This window comes from Moheibacter sediminis (assembly GCF_900176425.1).
Classification (GTDB): domain Bacteria; phylum Bacteroidota; class Bacteroidia; order Flavobacteriales; family Weeksellaceae; genus Moheibacter; species Moheibacter sediminis.
On the sequence record NZ_FWXS01000005.1, the window covers coordinates 105,831 to 123,064 of the forward strand.

17 protein-coding genes are annotated in these 17,234 nt (G+C 35.6%); 7 read left to right on the forward strand and 10 right to left on the reverse strand.

The window, feature by feature from the left end; translation table 11 throughout:
• Positions 1 to 50 precede the first annotated feature (50 nt).
• Positions 51 to 791: a dienelactone hydrolase family protein gene (locus tag B8977_RS08680; protein WP_084017487.1), complete on the forward strand. Its 741-nt coding sequence runs from the start codon at positions 51 to 53 to the stop codon at positions 789 to 791.
• 1 nt (position 792) lies between these two features.
• Here B8977_RS08680 and B8977_RS08685 read toward each other — a convergent pair whose 3' ends face one another.
• The 3 genes from B8977_RS08685 to B8977_RS08695 form a co-directional block, all read right to left on the reverse strand.
• Positions 793 to 3,024 (reverse strand): heavy metal translocating P-type ATPase, encoded by a 2,232-nt coding sequence (locus B8977_RS08685; RefSeq protein WP_084017317.1) that lies wholly within the window; start codon positions 3,022 to 3,024, stop codon positions 793 to 795.
• A gap of 62 nt (positions 3,025 to 3,086) precedes the next feature.
• On the reverse strand, positions 3,087 to 3,707 hold the full coding sequence (locus B8977_RS08690) for a hypothetical protein (protein ID WP_084017318.1): 621 nt from the start codon (positions 3,705 to 3,707) through the stop codon (positions 3,087 to 3,089).
• Between the two features lie 9 nt (positions 3,708 to 3,716).
• The gene (locus tag B8977_RS08695; protein ID WP_084017319.1) at positions 3,717 to 4,274 is read right to left on the reverse strand and encodes an AraC family transcriptional regulator; all 558 of its coding nucleotides are present in this window, start codon (positions 4,272 to 4,274) and stop codon (positions 3,717 to 3,719) included.
• Between the two features lie 104 nt (positions 4,275 to 4,378).
• On the opposite strand from B8977_RS08695, the gene B8977_RS08700 reads away from it, so the two are divergent.
• The 5 genes from B8977_RS08700 (at position 4,379) to B8977_RS08720 (ending at position 8,019) form a co-directional block, all read left to right on the forward strand.
• Positions 4,379 to 5,368 (forward strand): FecCD family ABC transporter permease, encoded by a 990-nt coding sequence (locus B8977_RS08700; RefSeq protein WP_084017320.1) that lies wholly within the window; start codon positions 4,379 to 4,381, stop codon positions 5,366 to 5,368.
• A gap of 20 nt (positions 5,369 to 5,388) precedes the next feature.
• On the forward strand, positions 5,389 to 6,351 hold the full coding sequence (locus B8977_RS08705) for an ABC transporter ATP-binding protein (protein WP_084017321.1): 963 nt from the start codon (positions 5,389 to 5,391) through the stop codon (positions 6,349 to 6,351).
• Entirely contained in the window at positions 6,352 to 6,885 is a 534-nt protein-coding gene (locus B8977_RS08710) for a YfiT family bacillithiol transferase (RefSeq protein WP_084017322.1), read from the forward strand.
• A gap of 87 nt (positions 6,886 to 6,972) precedes the next feature.
• A complete protein-coding gene (locus B8977_RS08715; protein ID WP_084017323.1) occupies positions 6,973 to 7,224 on the forward strand; it encodes a hypothetical protein in 252 nt (83 codons plus the stop codon).
• A gap of 15 nt (positions 7,225 to 7,239) precedes the next feature.
• Positions 7,240 to 8,019 (forward strand): DUF3667 domain-containing protein, encoded by a 780-nt coding sequence (locus tag B8977_RS08720; RefSeq protein ID WP_084017324.1) that lies wholly within the window; start codon positions 7,240 to 7,242, stop codon positions 8,017 to 8,019.
• A 117-nt stretch (positions 8,020 to 8,136) separates the two neighbouring features.
• On the opposite strand, the gene B8977_RS08725 is transcribed toward B8977_RS08720, so the two are convergent.
• Together B8977_RS08725 and B8977_RS08730 are read right to left on the reverse strand one after the other, a co-directional pair.
• Positions 8,137 to 8,901, reverse strand: coding sequence for an SDR family NAD(P)-dependent oxidoreductase (locus B8977_RS08725; RefSeq protein ID WP_084017325.1), 765 nt, complete (start codon positions 8,899 to 8,901; stop codon positions 8,137 to 8,139).
• Positions 8,902 to 8,975: 74 nt separating this feature from the next.
• Positions 8,976 to 9,926, reverse strand: a complete 951-nt coding sequence (locus B8977_RS08730; protein WP_084017326.1) for a helix-turn-helix domain-containing protein — start codon at positions 9,924 to 9,926, stop codon at positions 8,976 to 8,978.
• Positions 9,927 to 10,073: 147 nt separating this feature from the next.
• Here B8977_RS08730 and B8977_RS08735 point away from each other — a divergent pair, with 147 nt between their 5' ends.
• Positions 10,074 to 10,610 carry a HugZ family pyridoxamine 5'-phosphate oxidase gene (locus B8977_RS08735; RefSeq protein ID WP_084017327.1) on the forward strand — a complete coding sequence of 179 codons (537 nt, stop codon included), beginning with the start codon at positions 10,074 to 10,076 and terminating at the stop codon, positions 10,608 to 10,610.
• Between the two features lie 141 nt (positions 10,611 to 10,751).
• On the opposite strand, the gene B8977_RS08740 is transcribed toward B8977_RS08735, so the two are convergent.
• The 5 genes from B8977_RS08740 to B8977_RS08760 form a co-directional block, all read right to left on the reverse strand.
• Positions 10,752 to 11,081 (reverse strand): DMT family transporter, encoded by a 330-nt coding sequence (locus tag B8977_RS08740; protein WP_084017328.1) that lies wholly within the window; start codon positions 11,079 to 11,081, stop codon positions 10,752 to 10,754.
• 119 nt (positions 11,082 to 11,200) lie between these two features.
• Entirely contained in the window at positions 11,201 to 11,764 is a 564-nt protein-coding gene (locus B8977_RS08745) for a Crp/Fnr family transcriptional regulator (protein WP_084017329.1), read from the reverse strand.
• Between the two features lie 23 nt (positions 11,765 to 11,787).
• Positions 11,788 to 12,249: a hypothetical protein gene (locus B8977_RS08750; RefSeq protein ID WP_084017330.1), complete on the reverse strand. Its 462-nt coding sequence runs from the start codon at positions 12,247 to 12,249 to the stop codon at positions 11,788 to 11,790.
• Between the two features lie 13 nt (positions 12,250 to 12,262).
• Complete coding sequence (locus B8977_RS08755) at positions 12,263 to 13,405, reverse strand: FAD-dependent monooxygenase (protein WP_084017331.1); 1,143 nt, start codon at positions 13,403 to 13,405, stop codon at positions 12,263 to 12,265.
• A gap of 97 nt (positions 13,406 to 13,502) precedes the next feature.
• On the reverse strand, positions 13,503 to 17,228 hold the full coding sequence (locus B8977_RS08760) for a metallophosphoesterase (RefSeq protein WP_084017488.1): 3,726 nt from the start codon (positions 17,226 to 17,228) through the stop codon (positions 13,503 to 13,505).
• Positions 17,229 to 17,234: the final 6 nt, after the last annotated feature.

Sequence of the window (17,234 nt, forward strand, 5' to 3'; positions counted from 1 at the left end):
TAATTTAGTTTAATTAATTAATCCTTAAATTGAATTCAAATTCTTTCAAAATGAAAAATCTTACAACGATATTTTTAATGTTTTTTATGACTCAAATGACATTTGCACAAAATTTAAAACCGATTGCATACAAAGACGGAAATCAAAAACTAAACGGACTTATTACCGATAATACAAAAGGAAAAAAGCCGGGAGTTTTGATTTTACCCGCTTGGAAAGGAATTGATAATGAAGCTAAAACCGCAGCGCTCGAATTGGAAAAGCAAGGCTATATTGCCATGATCGCTGATATTTATGGTGAAGGACACATCCCGAAAGACAATACCGAAGCAGCCAAAATTTCATCACAATATAAAACGGATTATGAAGCTTACCAAAAACGAATTTCAATTGCTTTGGATGAATTGAAAAAATCGGGAGCTAACGCAGATAAAATAGCTGTAATAGGATATTGTTTCGGCGGAACGGGTGCTTTAGAAACAGCTCGAGCCAATTTTCCGGTGCAAGGTGTGGTTTCCATACATGGCGGACTAGGAAAAGGAAATCGTCCTGACGGGAAATTATCGACCAAGATTTTAATCATTCATCCGGCTGATGATAAATCGGTCTCAGAAGAAGATATAAAAAATGTTCAGAATGAAATGAAAAATGCCAAAGCCGACTGGCAAATGATTTACTATGCCAATTCAGGTCATACTTTTACCAATCCTGAATCTACAGATTACAATGAGATTATGGCCAAACGATCATGGGAGCATGTTTTGATGTTTTTGAATGAAATTTTGAAATAAATTAATTTCTCCATTTCAACCTTAAACTATTGCTCACAACACTTACGGAACTCAAAGCCATAGCCGCTCCGGCAAGCATCGGATTGAGCAAAAATCCATTTATCGGATAAAGCAGTCCTGCCGCAATCGGAATTCCAATCACATTGTATATAAACGCCCAAAATAAATTTTGTTTAATTGTGGAAACCGTTTGTTTTGATAATTTAATGGCTTCAGAAATTTTTAACAAATCATTGGAAAGAATCGTCATTTTTGCGGACTCGATGGCGATATCGCTTCCTTTTCCCATCGCGATGCCGACATTAGATTGTGCCAAAGCCGCGCTGTCATTGATTCCGTCTCCTACCATCGCGACGATTTTTCCTTGAGATTGTAATTCTTTGATAAAATTCACTTTGTCTTCCGGTAAAACGCCCGCACGAAAATGCTTGATGTCAACTTGCTCAGCAACAGATTTTGCGGTAGATTCATTATCGCCGGTCTGCATATAAACTTCAATTCCTGAATTCTGAAGTTTTTGAATTGCTTGTTTGGATGAATTTTTAATCGAATCAGAAATCGAAATTCCCGCCAAAATTTCATTTGAATTGCTAAATAAAATAAGCGTTCGCGCTTGGTTTAATTTATTACCCATCCAATTTTGAATTTCATCATTCATCAAAATATTTTGTTGTTGAATGAATTTTGGATTTCCTATGAAATATTTTTCATTCTCATAAATTCCACGAATTCCTTTACCAGATTCGTTTTCAACTTGAATTTCTTTTAGAAATAAATTATCATTCCGGTGGTTGAGGTTATTCGAAGCCAAATGATGTACAATCGCTTCCGCTAACGGGTGTTCGGATTGTTTTTCAATTGAATAAAGAATTGATTTGAATTTCTCCGGATCAGCATTAAACCACTTCATCTCATTCACAACCGGTTTTCCTTCGGTTATCGTTCCGGTTTTATCCAAAACTACTGCATTTATTTTCTGTGCCAATTCTAAACTTTCTGCGTCTTTGATCAAAATTCCCAATTCCGCTCCTTTGCCGACTCCGACCATGATTGCTGTCGGCGTTGCCAATCCCAAAGCGCACGGGCAAGCAATGACCAAAACCGTAATCATAGACAAAAGACCTTGCGTAAATCCGTTTTGTCCGCCAAAAATTATCCAACTGATTAAAGTTAAAATCGAAATAATTACTACAACCGGAACAAATATCGAAGCAATTTTATCGACCAATTTTTGAACAGGAGCCTTACTTCCCTGGGCATCCTGTACCATTTTGATGATTTGTGAAAGCAAAGTATCGCTGCCGACTTTGATCGCTTCAAATTGGAAACTTCCTTTTTGGTTTAATGTTCCGGCAAAAACGGTATCACCTAATTTCTTTTCAACCGCAATCGGTTCACCCGAAATCATACTTTCATTTACAAAAGAATTTCCTGAAATCACTTTTCCATCGACAGCTATTTTTTCTCCAGGTTTTACCAAAATGATATTTCCGGTTTGAATCGAAGCAATCGGCATTTCATTTTGAGTTCCGTTTTCATTGATCACCCAAACCGTTTTCGGCTGCATGCCGATTAATTTTTTGATAGCTGAAGAAGTATTCCCTTTGGCGCGTTCTTCGAGGAATTTACCCAATAAAACAAATGCAATCACAACACCCGCCGACTCAAAATAAACGTGCGGATGCAAACCTCTTGCATGCCAGAATTCCGGAAACAAAGTATTGAAAACACTGAACAGATAAGCTATTCCAGTGCTCATGGCTACGAGCGTGTCCATGTTGGAAGATTTATTTTTCAATTGGTTCCATGCACCGATGAAAAATTGTTTTCCGAATACAAAGACGATTGGCGTTGCCAAAATCCACATGATGTAATTGGCATAAGGAATATTCATGAAAAACATTCCGATAATCATCAATGGAACTGATAAACCAATTGCCCAAAAAGTTCTTTTTTTGAGTTGAATGGATTTATTTTTCTGGATTTCTTCGAGATTTTCTTTGGCTTCTTCCGATTCGTCAATCATCAAATCATAACCAATGGATTGTAGTGCGGCTTTGAGCTGTTCGGGTTTTATTACGGTGGGATTGTATTCGATTTCAGCATCTGCATTGGCATAATTGACAGATGCATTTACGACGCCTTCTTGTTGGTTCAAAATATTTTGAGAACTCGATGCGCAAGAAGCACAACTGAGATTCATTACCGGGAAATGTTTTTTGATGGTTTCCATGCTGCAAATCTCGGGAGAATGAATGGGAGTTTCGTTATAGAATTTTGGGGAAGGGTTATAGTTTAGGTAAAAGAAACATAATACCAATTTTCTGAAATCTTAGAAATACTAGTAATGTCTAATCCATTTATTCTAAATGGCTCTTTCCAAAATTCTTCTTCAAATTCTGGTTTAGGAGTATATAATAAACCATATCCATTGTCAATAAATCTATCATATACAAATAAAATTTCTGAATTGTTTTTTTCAATTTCTAATATTGCTGAATTATTAAAAAGCTTTGATATGAGTTCTTTATTTTCTTGATTAATTGTTTGTGGATATAAAATTGTTTTAGATACTAAAGAGAAATCCGTTGGCTGATTTTTTAGATAACTAAATAGTTCTGAATAATTATCCTCTATCATTTTCACCTCTTTTCTAGCTGGAATTTTCCAAACATTTAATTCTCCTTGTAATACAGAAATACCAATTATTGAAATTACTACGATTAATCTTAATTTCCAATCCTTCAAATAATAAAGAGCAATGATTATAACTGTTATAAAAAGTAAAATTCTAATTAGTGAAAGTTTGATAGAATTTGGGAATTCAAATAATTGAACAAATGATTTGCACAGCAACAAAGTCAAAATTATACCAAATAAATATTTATGTTTTTTTATATTTTCGAACAAATTCATAATTCAACTTTAAATTCCGTCAATCCCTTTCCTCTCCGAATTCCCCAAAGATTTAAACTCACTCGGGGTAAATCCCGTCACTTTTTTGAATTGTGCAGAAAGATGTGCAGAGCTGCTATAATCCAGTTGGAAAGCGATTTCCTTTAGGCTCAATTCATCATAGACAAGCAATTCTTTCACTTTTTCAATTTTTTGCAGGATAGCAAAATGCTCAATTGTCATTCCGACAGTTGCAGAGAAAAGTTTGCTGAGCTGTGAATACTCTTTGTTCAACTTAAAGGAAATCAATTCAGACAAAACAAAATTTTCATTTTTCTCATGAATTTGTCCGATGATGATGGATTTGATTTTATTGATCAAAGCTGAATTTTTATCGTCCAGCAGTTCAAATCCCAACTTTTCGATTTTTGATTTGAATGTTGAAAGTTCATCCGTTTTTAATTCCTGATTCAATAAAACTTCGCCTAAACGTATTTCGATGGCGGAAACTTTCATTTCATTCAATACATTTTCCACTGCCATGATGCAGCGCGGGCAGACCATGTTTTTGATTTGGAGTTTAATCATAAAACAAAATTAATTCAAATTAATTATTCAAACGAATCTTACATCCCACATCGAGCGTCCGGCATCCAGCAAAACAATTATATTTGCTTAAATTATTTTCCAAATTGAAATTCTATCTGTCCATTTTTATATTATTGATTTTGATTTTGTCTGTATTTGTATTGAATCTGCAAATCGGAGCGGCATCGATTTCCATTTTTGAAATGGGAGAAAACGAAGTAGCGAAAAATTTAATTCTCAATTACAGACTTCCAAAAACCATAGCGGCTTTACTGGCAGGAATTGCATTGCCAATAAGCGGATTATTGTTACAAGAATTATTTCGAAACCCATTGGCAGACCCATCAGTTTTGGGCATTACATCGGCTTCGGGATTGGGGGTGGCGATGGTGATATTTTTATCTTCGCTATTGGGATTTGGATCTTGGCTCAACAATTCCTGGCTCATTTGTCTGGCATCTTTTTGCGGAGCGATGTTTGCGCTAATCACCATCGTGTTTTTTTCTTCCAGATTAAATTCCACAACCTCTTTAATTATAATTGGTATGATGCTCGCCGGATTTTCGGCAGCGCTCATCGGCATCATGCAGTTTTTTGCACCTTCGGAGAAAATCAAATCTTACATCATGTGGACTTTTGGGTCGATGTCAGGACTTTCATGGAGTCAGATGTTCGTATTTGGATTGAGCGTTTTGATGGGAATTATTATTTCGATTTTTACATTAAAAGGAATCTCTGGAATGCGATTAGGCGAAAATTATGCGCAGACAATGGGAATTAACATCAAAAAAACAAGATGGTTGATTTTGATTTCATCTGCGATTTTAACCGCATCTGCAACGGCTTTTGTGGGCCCGGTTGCATTCATAGGATTGGCAGTGCCACACATTTGCCGCATGGTATTTAAGAAAACACAAATCGTAGGACTCTATATTTTGGTAGTATTGTTAGGGATTTTCCTGATGTTGCTTTTTTCGTGGATTGCGCAGTTGTTTCCATCGGGAAGTTTACCGATTAATATCATTACTTCTTTGATTGGAGCTCCTATTGTAATGAGCATTGTATTGAATCAGAAACGTTTTATCAATGATTAATTTATAATGTTTGATGATTAATGAATGAGTCAATTTTACATATAAAAAATTTATCTGTCGGCTATTCAAAACCGATTTGTGAGGGAATTAATGCCATTGTGAACAAAGGCGAATTGGTTGGATTGGCAGGAAAAAACGGTTCCGGTAAAAGTACTTTGATCAAATCTTTGTTAGGACTACAACCTGTTTTTTCGGGAGAAATTCATTTGAACCAAGACGAAATTTCCAATTGGAACGAAGCGAAACGCGCACGTGAAATTGCAGTGGTTTTTTCAAGATTGAACCAAGTTCCGGCAATTTCGGTCGAAGAATTGGTCGCTTTGGGCAGGCTTCCTTATCGAAATTGGCTTACAAAACTGGATAAATCAGAAACTGAAATCATCAATCACTCCTTAGAATTGGTTGGAATCAATCATTTACGGAATCGCTTCGCAAATGAACTCAGTGACGGACAATTGCAGATGGTTATGATTGCACGTGCTTTGGTGCAGGATACTAATTTCATCATCATGGACGAACCCACTTCACATCTCGATATAGAAAACCAGTTCAAAATCTTTGAATTGATTTATAAACTAGCAAAGGACACTTCCAAAACATTTATTGTCGCTTCGCATCAGATTGAATTATTAATCCAAAATGCAACGCAACTTTGGTGGGTCAACGATGGGGCATTTCATGCAGGATTTCCGGAACAAATTGCTTATGAACAAAGAATTTACGAACAGCTTTCACAAGAGAGAATCAAATTTGATTACAACAAAGGAAGATTTCAGTTTCAGCATTTGAAATTGAAAAAAGTAAAATTGATCACTGACGTTAGTGATTTGGCTTACTGGACCAAACATGCTTTGGAACGGAATGGTTTTGAAATTTCCGAGAATGGTGTAGAAGTGAAGGTGGAGAAGGGATTGATTTTTTATGAAGGGAAGGGGCCTTACTCACTACAAGAATTTTTTGATTTAATTAAACCTTTAAAATAAATGGAGCAAAATATAGAGAAGCTGAAATTTCCAATCGGGAAGTTTCATAAACCTGAATTCATCACCAAAGAATTAATTCAAAATTGGATTAAAATCATAGCAGAATTTCCTGAAAAAATTAAAAATGAAACCCAAAATCTAACCGAAGTCGAATTGGAAAAACAGTACCGCCCCAATGGTTGGACAATCAAACAAATCGTTCATCATTGTGCAGACAGCCACATAAACAGTTTGGTGAGATTTAAACTGGCATTGACCGAAGAAACCCCAACGATAAAACCTTATTTTGAAAATTTATGGGCAGAACTATCGGATTCGAAGAATATTTCAATTCAAAGTTCTTTGAAAATTCTAGAAGGTTTGCATACAAGATGGATCCATTTATTGGAAAGTTTGGACGAAAATGATTTGGAAAAAGAATTTTTCCATCCTGAATCAAAAGAAAAAGTTTCCTTAAAAACGAACATCGGTATGTATGCCTGGCATTGTGAACACCATTTGGCGCATATAAAAATCGCAAAAGGAAATGAATGACAACGTAAATTTAATCTTGAAATCTTTCCCCAAGACTTCCACAATTGCAGCGGTCTTGCGTATATTTGGGCATGAATAATCTAAAACATGGAAAAAAATAAATTCGCAGATTTGAGTCTCGAAGAACTTCAGGCCAAACGAATCAACGCTAAAAAAGTATTTATTGTTTTAGGATGCGTCATGGGAGTGATCAACCTTTTGTTGGTATTCATGATTTTCAAAACTAAATTGTATTCACTTTTCGCTGTGGTGGTGGGGTCTATAATGACACTTTTGCCAACTTTCATCAATTTGACACAACTCAACGAAGAAATCAAATCAAGACAATCTCATAACTAAATTTTTCATAGAGAAATGGAAAACAATTGTTTGAACTGCGGACAAATTATCACCGGAAACTACTGCAGCAATTGCGGACAGAAAAAATACCGCCGTATCGATCGCAAATACATTATCGAAGAAGCCCAATATTCATTGCTTCATACCAACAAAGGATTTTTGTATTCTGTCAAAAACATCCTCAAAAATCCCGGTAAAACGGCAAGAGAATTTATCGATGGCAACCGCGTCAACCATTACAAACCGATTTTATTGGCGTTTGTGTTGAGTGGTATTTCGGCCTTTATCGCTATTAAAATAGTAGGACTTTATAAAATCATGGAAGAGATGACTATTAACGGGAATAAGGTAAACTCTCCGTTCATGCATGAGTATTCTTCATTTATTACAAGCTACAATTCTTTTTTGGCTTTATTGATGATTCCTTTTTTTGCCCTTCTCACTAAATTAGTATTTTACAAATGGGGACATAATTACTACGAACATGTAGTGATGAATGCATTTATTCAATCTTGTTATACTATTTTTTATATAATAGTTCTCTATCCTTTGATTTATTTAGTAAAGGATGACCCAAGTTTAGCAATGACATTCACAATGTCTGTATTTTTAATCATGCCTTTTATTTTGATTTGGTTTTACAAGGGATTTTATCAGGATAGAAAGTTGAGCAGTATAATATCAAGAGTTGCATTGATGTTTTTAATTTTAGGAGTTTTGTATATAGGATTAATAATTGCAGTAGTAATAATTAATCTAGCTTTAAACCCTGAAGCAATCCAACAAGTTCCCTAAATAATTTGACAAATTTCTATACCAAACAAAACATCAATCATGCTGCAGAGTCTGGAATTTCAAGTATGCTGTTTGGAGTAATGCCACTGTTTAATTACTCCAAACAACTTCACTTTATTAAATAAAAATTCCTCCGGAAACTTCTATTCGCTGCGCATTGACCCATTTGCTGTCATCACTTATGAGAAAAGCAACCACTCCGCCGATGTCGTCTGGCAAGCCAACACGCCCTAAAGCAGTCATCGATGCCAATTGTGCATTCAAGTCTTGATTATCTCTTACAGCACCTCCGCCAAAGTCTGTTTCGATAGCTCCCGGAGCAACGATATTCACACGGATTTTTCTTTCTCCCAGAAATTTTGCCTGGTATTTACTCAAGGTTTCTACCGCCCCTTTCATCGTTGCATAAGCTTCATATCCGGTGAAAGCAAATCGCGCCAAACCTGAAGAAATGTTGACAATGCTGCTGCCGTCATTCAAAACCTGAAGTAATTTTTGTGTAAGGAAAAAAGGTGCTTTCAAATGAATGTTTACCATCGAATCAAATTGTTCTTCCGTCGTTTCTGCAAAATTTGCATGAATTCCTACACCTGCATTGTTAACCAATCCATCGATTTTATCAGCATTAAATTCGGACTTCAAAACCTCTTTCAAATTGTTTACAAAGGCATCAAAAGTATCACTCTTTGCCACGTCCAACTGAAGCGCTGCAGCATTTCTGCCTTGAGATTTGATTATATTAACTACATTTTCAGCATCATCTTTTTTACTTTGGTAAGTCACGATGACATCGATTCCTTTTTCTGCCAATTGAAATGCCATGTCTTTGCCTAGTCCACGACTTCCTCCCGTCACCAATGCTATTTTTTGTTTGTTACTCATCTTGATTGTTTTTATGAATTATACCTGCAAAGATGGGTAAGACGGTTGAGCATATTGTTGCGATTATCAATCCTTTATTTGTAAAATTCAAATAATGACTCTCTGAATTTTAATGGAGATTGATTTGTTTGTTTTTTGAAAAAATTGGAAAAATGCGCTACTTCTTCAAATCCCAGACTGAATGCAATTTCACTCACATTCCAGGAAGTTTGTTTCAAAAGAACTTTGGCTTCTTCCGCAATTCGGCTTGAAATAATTTCAGTCGTGGTTTTACCCGTAGTGTCTTTTAAAACTTTATTCAAATGATTAACATGAACCTTCAAAGTGTCCGAAAAATCTTTGGCAGTTCGAAGTTGTAAAATCTGTGTTGTATTTTCGATGGGAAATTGGCGTTCCAATAATTCGATGAATAATCCTGCAATCCGGCTTGCAGCATTGATTTCGTTTTCGGTTGATTTGATAGGCGATAATTTTTGTCCCTGATGAATTAATTCCACCACATAATTGCGCAGCAAATCATATTTAAACGCATATTCAGACTGTATTTCATAGTGCATTTTCTTGAAAATGCTCTCAAATTCATTATATTGTTCCGCATTAATTTCAAAGATAAAATCACTTTCAGGTTTGAATATTGGAAGTTCATCTGTTATAAATCCAGTCTTTGATTTTGACAAAAAATCTTTGGTAAAAACACAAAAATGTCCTCCTTGTTCAGTATTATCAGGAAAATAAGTATAGGGAATTTTGGGCGTAGCAAATAGTATTGCATAATCAGAAATTTCCACCACTTTATCCGCATATTCCGCACGATTTTTACCTTTTATCAAACTGATTTTGTAATAAGTACGGCGATTGTAGGGCATCTTTATTTTGCCTTTGCAGTTGGCATACATTTCAGCGATGTCAAATACATTGAAATGCCCGATGTCCGCATTATTTTTTTCGTCAAAGAAATAATTGAGTTCGTTGCATTCGCCCCCAAATACTTCGTTGTAAAATTCTTTTATGGTTACGGAATTCATAATTAGATTTGTAATATTCAAATATAGTTAATAATTCTTCTTTAAATTTAATTCAAACAAAAAAGACATAAATCATACTCAACAGTAACGAAAATCTCTTTTCAATCAGTAACTTTGAATCATTATTCAAAATTAAGTTTCAAATTAATGAGCACAGCACACATAGACCAGCATAAAGTTCAGCCAAAAGCACCGAAAATTGATGAATTATTAGACGCTTCAAAATCAATGATTTTAGGAACGGTTGACGAAAACGGGAGTCCATTGGCGAGTTACGCACCATTTGTAAAAGTAGATGGCAGCTTCCAGATTTTAGTTTCTTTCATGGCAAAACATACCAAAAATTTACGCGACAGAAATAAAGCATCGGTAATGTTCATTGAAGATGAATCTGCAACCAAGCAGGTTTATGCGCGTGACCGTTTGACTTTGGATTGCGAAGCATCTCAGGTAGAAAACGGAAGCGATTTATGGAACCGCGCTGTGGATGCTTTGAAAGCAAGACATGGAAAAGTGGTGGAAATGCTTGCAGATTTGAACGATTTTATTCTTATAGATTTGAAACCTCTTAGCGGTTCGTATGTAAACGGATTCGGAAGTGCATACTCAGTAAACGCGGATTTGTCCATCAATGAGCACGTTCGCGGTGCACATGGTCAGCACAAGGAAGAAGAGCAAAAATAGTTGGCTTTTTATAAGCCCGCAAACCCAATGAAAAGGTGAAAAGTAGTAAAGTCCGACTTTACTACTTTTCTGTTTTTAGTTTTTTATTATTAGATTCTTTTGTGAAATCCTTTGTGAACTTTGTGGGTAATCAACATGAATTTAATGCGAAGAAACCGCTTTCAAACCGACAATAGAAGCAATTAATGTAAAAATGAAAAACAACCTCCAGAAACTAATCGGGTCTTTGAATACAAAAATTCCCATCAAAACCGTTCCCACCGCACCGATTCCCGTCCAAACTGCATACGCGGTTCCCAATGGCAAAGTTTCGGTAGCTTTGATGAGCAATCCCATACTCACAACGAGCGAAACCACAAAACCACCATACCATAAATAAGCTTCGTTGCCTGTTGCTTCTTTCGCTTTTCCCAAACAAGATGTGAATCCAACTTCAAACAATCCTGCAATGATTAAAATAATCCAATTCATTTATCAATAATTTTCAGACAAAGTTCCGCAATTCAAACCAAACCCAATTTTACAAATGATAAAAAATGAAATTTATTTGATTTAAAATTTTTGTGTCTTGATTCCGGAATCTTTTGTCATCATTTAATTTCAGCTCTGATACGGCTTAGACTCACTTGTGTAATCCCCAGATAAGAAGCGATATGACCCAATTGAATTCTTCTCAGCAAATCCGGATTTTCATTCATCAGTTCTATGTATCGTTCCGTTGCGGTTTTGAATTGTCTAGAAATCAGCCTTTCTTCCGTTTTCACCAATTCTTTTTCGGCAAATTTCCGTCCCCAGTTGGCAATGTGGATGTCTTGCAGAAACAATTCCTTCAGTTTTTCAGCATTCAATTCATATAGTTCACAAGCTTCCAGAGTTTCTATGGTTTCATATCCGGGACGGTTTTCCACATAACTTTTCATTGAAATTACCGTTTCGCCTTCTTTTCCAAACCAAAAAGTTATTTCATTATCGGCTTGATCAGCATAGGCGCGCACAATTCCTTTTTTGATGAAATAAATTTTAGATTCCACTTTGTCAGCATGCATCAGTAAATGATTTTTAGGAAAAGAAACGGATTGTATATGTTCTTTTAAAGCCGCCGCAGACGAGTCTGGGAGTGGATAAATTTTATTGAGGATTTGGATTATGTTCATTTTAATTTTAATTAGTTTTAATATTAAAAATCACCCCATCGATAATAAACAGTCAAACTATCCAGATTTTCGCTCAATATCACAAAACAATTATTTTGCGTATCCCTTTGAGCATCTTCATTAATAATTAAAAAATTTGTATGAAATCTTAAAACTCTGGTTTTTTTAAATTGATTCATATTTAATTCTTTATTGATGATTGAATATGAAAAATCATCACTGTTTATAACATTTTCAACCTCAGCTTCATCCACAAACCACCATCCATTTTTCTCTGCAAATTCTACAATTTCCTTTTTTGTAAATTTTGAATCATCTTTTTTGCTCCACTTTATATGAGTAGTTCCGCCATAAGGACCATGGTCAAATTTCTCTTGATCTATCTCGTTTTCATGAAATGCCTTCCAGAATTCTCCTGACGGAGTAATTTTATTACAGCCACAAAGAATTATTATTAATACAATTGAAATAAAAGTTTTAAACATAAATAATGATATTTTATAATTTCATAAAATCCTCCTCCAATAGTCTTTTCAGCTGAGATTGGCTGATATTATCCGGCATAATCCTTAATAGATTATTCCTCAAAAATATCACTAAACTATTATCAGACTGAGCGACCTTACCCGCACGCCATGAAGTTTTGGTAATGTAATGGGTGCGTTTCAGCCTTCTCTTTTCAAAATTAATAAATGCAGTATTTATATCATTTTTTATTAGTTCATCTTGCAAAACCGCCACATCTTCTAGTGCCATACAAGCACCCTGCCCCATATTCGGAGTCGTTGCATGTGCGGCATCACCCATCAGCAGAACATTTCCAAAGCTGTATTGTGGAATAGGAGCGAGGTCAACTATCGGCGTACTGATAAGATTTTCTTCTTTAGTCAAATTCAAAACTTCTTTTAAAAATGGAAAGTAATCTTTGAAACTTTTTTTCAGATTATCTAATTTATAATTCTTCACATCATCTGTCATATCCGAATTGATGCATGCATACCAATAAATCCGGTTGCCTTTCAGCGGCGTGATTCCAAACCGACCATTCTTTCCCCAAACTTCCGTACTTTTATGAAGTCCTTCAAAATTATGGTCAACCGTAGCGCGCCAGCACCAATAGCCTGCAAAACGTGGTTCAGAGTTGGGAATCAATAGTTGTCTTACTTTCGAGTTCACACCATCTGCGCCAATTAAAAAATCTACTGATTGCTTTGTTCCATCTTCAAATTCCAATTTTATTTCATCTTTATTTTGAATGAAATTTTTCAGTTTTTTGTTTAAATGAATTTTCTCTGAAGAAATTTTAGTTGATAAAAATTGATGTAAATCCGCTCTGTGTATCGCGTAATTATCTGTATCATAATTTTTTTTGATGCGTTCAGTGTCTGCCGCCAAAATCGTTTTTCCTTTTTCATCACAGATCGTAAAATCTCTCAGATGATTGCTGATAGAAATAACTTCTTTATCCAAACCTAAATATTCAAGTGCTTTGATTGCATTTGATGCAAGCCCGATTCCTGCACCGATCCCCCGAACCGAATCTGCTGCTTCATAGATTTCAACTTCAAATCCCTGTTTTTTCAGCATGATTCCAACCGTCAATCCTCCAATTCCGGCACCTATGATTGCAAACTTTTTCAAACTTTTCTGGTATAAATTGTTCCAACTAATTTACACAGAAAACTACCAATCACATCCTGACATTTATCAATCAAATATTGAGTTTTCAGAAAAGTTATTAAAATCCAAAATTCAATCCAGCAGAGATTCTTCCGCCATCATCTCCGTAGAAATAATTGACCTTTCCGGTAATCATTCCAACACCGTTTAACCAGATACCGCCACCATAAGATTGGTGCCATTTGGTAGAGTTTTCTTCATCCATCCAAACCCTTCCGTAATCATACCCCAAAAGGATTCCATATTTCATCGGGATAAATGTATTTTTAGTTTTACCAATCAACAACCTCAAATCTGTACTTTGCGAAAAGGAATGCCTCCCCGTAAATCTTCCTTGACGATAACCTCTCAAATCCGCGTCACCACCAACCGTTGCGCCTTGATGAAATTCAAAATGATTGTTGAAAATCGTTTTTCCTCTGAATAATGTGGCAAAAGTTAAGATTTCACTTGAAGTAATTTTATGCGTAAATCCTATGGCACCTGCCATGTAAGGAAAACTTTTTTTGGTATCATCCAGATTGGTTTTCCAATATCCTTCCAATTCCAACAACATTCCCATTGTAGGCAATGAAAGGTTGTCATAATTTCTAAAAGTAAATTTTGCGCCTGCTTCCCCGAAATATTGATGGTCAAAAACTTCAGGATTGATTTCCGGGCTGAATTCAGTAATTCTCCCATCCGTTCTCGAAACCAAAATATCTTCAAAGCTGGTTTTAAATGTGAGCTTAGTATTGTTTCTTCCTAATTTATAAATCGATGGACTGATTTTCAGCGTTTGCATCCGCACGCGGTTGTAATCCATTCCCAATTCATCTTCGTAAGTTTCCGTTTCGTTTCCATATCCAAAGAAATTGGTGCTGAAAGTCGGACTTGTAAATCCTGCCATCAATTCCAGATTCCATTTTCCGATGAATTTCGCAAAAGTTCCTGTGTAAGTCAATTCATAACCGCTTGTTGCGAAATAATAATTAGCCAATAAATTGTGTTTTCGGGTAAATGGATTTCGGTCAAAACCATTGACTGTGTAAGTGAAATTCATTCCCAATTTCACACCATCATCAGGATTATAACCCGCTGAAGGCAATCCTGTAAACTTGTTGTAATGCGGTTTTCTATAATCATAACTATTTAATTCATAGTCATTTGAAAGATATTTTCTTGCTTTTTTAGCTTGCTCGAAATCATCTTTTTTACCTGAAAAATCATAAATTCGAACTTTCTTTCCGTTTGCCACAACATAATTATCAGCATCTTGTCCGCCGATCAATCTTACAAGAATTGGGTTCTGCGGTTTACCGACAACTTCAAATTTATCCTGGTCATTCATCCCATAAATCCAGATTTCCTTGGTTTCATTTTTGAAATAATTTTTCTCAAAAAACAATTCTTCAGCGTCCTTTTTCAAACGATAAATCTGCACTTTGGTTTCACCTTTTGGAAGCCTTGTAATCACAAATTTATCATCCTTATCAGTTCCGGTAAGTAAAACTGTTTTGCGTAAAACTTTGTAATATTCTTCTGCATAATCCTTTAATTTTGGTTTACGGATTTTGAGTGTTTTTTTGATTTCAGCAAGATTTTCATCTTTAACTTCATCGGGCAAATTCTGAAATGAATTGTTAATGATTTCATCGGTTAAATTTTCAATGATGTAATTTGCCTCGGAAATCCAATCTTCTTTGGTTGAATTTTTTGTAAATGCCAAATCCATCGGATAAGGCTCCATGTTGAACCATTTTACATTTCTGATGTTTTCTGTAAAGGGCTGCATGTGTTTGAGTGCAGGAATTCTCATGACCAAATTCAACAAAAACCCGTCATATTTCGGGAAAACCTGGTCTCTGTCGCGTGCAATCGGACGGTAAATAATTTCTCCGTTTTCTTCAAATGCCGCCCAACGCCATTGGTCGGAATGCCTGTCCCAATCACCCAAAAGCATATCAAATAACCTTGCTCTGATGTACATTTTTTCATCGACTTTATACTTTTCATCGCTGCGCATATTTGCCAGTAATTCATCTGTACCGATGATGTCATTTGGTTTTCCAAAACTTTCCTCGTCAGAGAATTTTTTCATCGGACGTTCCTCTACCATGTATAATTCATCGCCATATTCATCATTAAATTCCTGCAAAACATTTTGTTTAGGGATATAAAATAATTGTGGATTGCTGTGGTAAAGACCCAACGGATTGGCTAATTCATTAATTGCAAATGGATAAAAAGGATGCGTCGTGGTGTAAAAATCCAATAAAAATTCTTCTGTATAAGTATTTTCAAAATCCTTTTCTACATATTGGTCTTTGAACGCAACCGCCTGCAGAAAACGAGTCGCGCTTTTTTTCACGGCGCGCATTACATATTCTTTTCCTTCCGGATTGACCAATCTCAGCGACCTTGATTGGTGACCGCCGCCAGATCTTAGCGGTGACAACCCGCCTTTGTGCGTAGTTAAATCCAAAACAGTTGCTTGAATGGGAGAACTGTAATAAGTACGGTAATGTTCACCAAAAAAGAATTTATAACCTTTGCTTTTTGTCGTCAATTGATTCGTATAAATCTGAGTTTCTTTTTTCGAAGAAAAATCAGGATTGAATACAAAAGCTTTGATTTCTTCAGGTTTTGAAATGACTTCATGTGTGAACAAAAGTTTTTCTTCTCCGTTTTCATTTCCGTAATAATTCACAATTGAATTTCCTTTTTCATATACATTTAAAACGGCGTAACCATTTCCTCCGTAAGAAAAATCATTTTCATAAATTGCTCTTGCAGCTTCTGTTTTGGAGCCCGAACCGCTGATGATTTGTCTGATATTATCTTTTTCGATGTATTGCAAATTGTGTTCGTGCCCGGAAACAAAAATAACATTTTCACGGTCTTCGAGCAAAGTTATGATGCGATTGGTCAGCGTTCTGTAAACATTGTTCTGAATGTCCTGAGGACTGACGCCCGAAGTTTTTCTGATTAAATTCGCTAAACTTCCCAAAACCGGAAGCGGAATGTTACTTTCCAGCGGGAACAATTGTTTTCTCAACGAAAACTGCCCTCCATGCGTTCCATTGCTCATAATCGGATGATGAATGGCAACGATGGTCGTCTGATTTTGGTATTTATTCAAATAACTTTCAAATTCTTCTAAAAAATCTTCACGGGTTTTGATGTCACATTCCTCATTGATTTTAGCATAACGATCCCAGTCCTCCAGAAACCATTGGCTGTCAATCACAATCATCGAAAGATTTTCGTTAATGTCTTTGTGGTCAATTCCACAGCTTTTTCTTGGCAGAAATGATTTTTTCTTTCCTATTTTTTCTTTGATAAATTTTTCTTGTTCCTGCAAACCTTTCAAACCATGGTACCAATCGTGATTTCCGGGAATGAAAATCATATCTCCTTTGAAATTTTCTTTTAAATCGATTTGATTTTGAAGCTTGATTTCGGCTTGTTTTCTCTCTTCCGAATCCAATTCTGCCGGCATTCCATTTGGATAAATATTGTCTCCCAAAAACAATAGGGTAGAAGCAGAGTCGGCTTTTTCAATTCTGTTTTTCAGCAAAGCCAATGTTTCGATTGATTTGGGTTCATCTGCATTTCCGGCATCGCCAATCAGGAAAAACTGATGCAAGATTTTATCTGAATTTTCTTCTTTAGCAATAGGATCTTTAATTCCTTTTCCAAATTGAACTCTATGCGTCGAACATGAGGAAATTATTATTGTAGAAATAAGTATGAGATACTTTATGTAATTTTCAAGCGTTAAATCCTTAATTTTACCTGACATATTTTG